The organism is Kushneria avicenniae (genome assembly GCF_900112585.1).
GTDB classification, from domain to species: Bacteria; Pseudomonadota; Gammaproteobacteria; order Pseudomonadales; family Halomonadaceae; genus Kushneria; species Kushneria avicenniae.
On record NZ_FOLY01000014.1, the window covers coordinates 1 to 1901 of the forward strand.

Here is a 1901-nt window from a genome sequence, read left to right on the forward strand (position 1 = left end):
AGATCGAGCTGATCACCACTGGCCCCGAGCTGGCCCCAGCTGGAGAGGTAGAGCCCTTCGTTGGCGCGGATGGCGCCATAGGCGTCGGTGCGCAGCTCGAAGCCGGTGCCGCGGAAGGCGCCGCGGTGGTTGCCGGTCTGGTGGATCAGGTAGCCGAGGTTGAGCTGACTCTTGGAGTGCTCGGAGTTGAGCCGTACCCGCTCCTGGTCGGTGGCGTCATCGAACACCAGTTCGTTGTACTGGCTGCCGCGGTAGGTCCTGCTCTTGAAGCCGGAGAGCAGGCCGTTGCTGTGCCAGTCGGGGCTCTGTTCGCCGTTGTAGATGCGCCCGGTGATCAGCGGGCGGTCGGCATCGCCTTCGAGGAAGTCGACCAGTACTTCCTGACCGACCCGGGGCACGAAGACCCCGCCCCAGCCGCCACCGGCGCTGGGCTGGGCCACCCGCAGCCACACGCCGGACTGTTCGTTGCGCTGGCCCTGCCGGTCCCAGTGGAACTGGACCCGCACCCGGTTGAGGTGATCGGTGTGGATCTCCTCGCCGTCGGGGCCGACCACGGTGGCGGTCTGCGGACCGCCCATCACGGGGCGATGGTGGGTCAGCGCGGTGCGGTAGGGCTGGCTGCGCCGCTGGGCCTCGAGATCGACGAGGTAGTGGCCGGTGCCGGCACTGCGGTAGTTGTCCAGCTGCTCGAGGTTGTCGTCCTGATCCTCGTCAAGGCCGTGGGCCTGGCGGGCGGCGTCCATCTCGGCCTGCAGGCTGCCGGGCAGACGCTTGAGATGGGCCGAGACCGGCAGGGCGTTCTCGGCATGGACGGTGAGGCCGAGCAGCAGGAACTGGCGCTCGGCCTCGCCGCCGGTGTCGTGCAGCGGGTGCCGGGTGAGTTCGAACCAGTGACCGGCCTGCAGCTGACGGGCGCCCCCGGCACCGCGAAAGCGTTTGGCCAGCGATTCGTGGGCCTCGAGCCGGTGTTCAGTCAGGCGCTCGCCGCGCTCGTGACCGTAGTAGTAGTATTCTCCGGCGTAGTCGTAGACCTCGGTGGCCGGCAGGTTGCCCTGATCGTTGAGGGTGTCCATCCCGGTGCGCTTGGTGAGGGACGGCTGCTTGTAGTCGAAGGTGCCGACGCTGACGCGGGTGGGCTGGGTACGTCGCACGCCGCCCCACTGATTGAGCGCGTCCTCGTCCTCGGTGGCCGCCTGGCGGTGGAAGCGGATCGCCTGCGGGCGGACCGCCGGGCAGGTATCGACGTCATCGGTGATGACCAGCCGGTGGCCGTCGAAGGCCGCACTGTCACCGCGGGCGCCCTGGTTCCCCTCGCGCCGGCCTCCGCCGTCAGGGGAACTGACGCCGTCGCCGGCGTGCTCGAAGTAGTACCACAGGCCCTCTTCCTCCATCAGGCGGCTAACGAAGTTGAAGTCGCTCTCGCGGTACTGGACGCAGTAGCTGCGCGGCGGATACTCGCGGCGCAGATCGAAGCGGTAGCCGCCGCGGGCGATGGCATGGCCATCGAACACCTCGGTGAGGATGTCGACCGCGCTGCGGTCCTGAAACAGGCGGCTGTCACGGCCGAGCTGCAGCAGCGCCAGCCACGGCACCAGGGTGAGCTGGTAGTAGTAGACGCCGCCGTCCTCGCCGAGCAGCGCCGCTTCCTCGACCAGCGCATGGCGGGTGCGGGTGCTGCCATCGGCCTGCAGAACGCTCAGCTGCGCGGGCTGTGCCATCAGTGACTTGAGTTCGATATCGCCCTGCTGGGCCACGCAGTCGAGGCGGTAGCGAAACGGCGCACTGATGCGCTCCTCGCCCACCAGCCGGTGGGGCAGCAGCGCGGCGCCGGGCAGTTCCAGCCGCAGCAGGCGCTGTGACTGCGAAAGTGTTATGTCGAACTGTTCCAGCACACTGTTCAG

Annotated in this window: 1 protein-coding gene; it reads right to left on the reverse strand. The window is 68.6% G+C overall.

The window, feature by feature from the left end:
* Positions 1–1901 (reverse strand): type VI secretion system Vgr family protein (locus tag BM079_RS16510; protein ID WP_322787951.1); only part of this gene is annotated, 1901 nt, incomplete at both ends.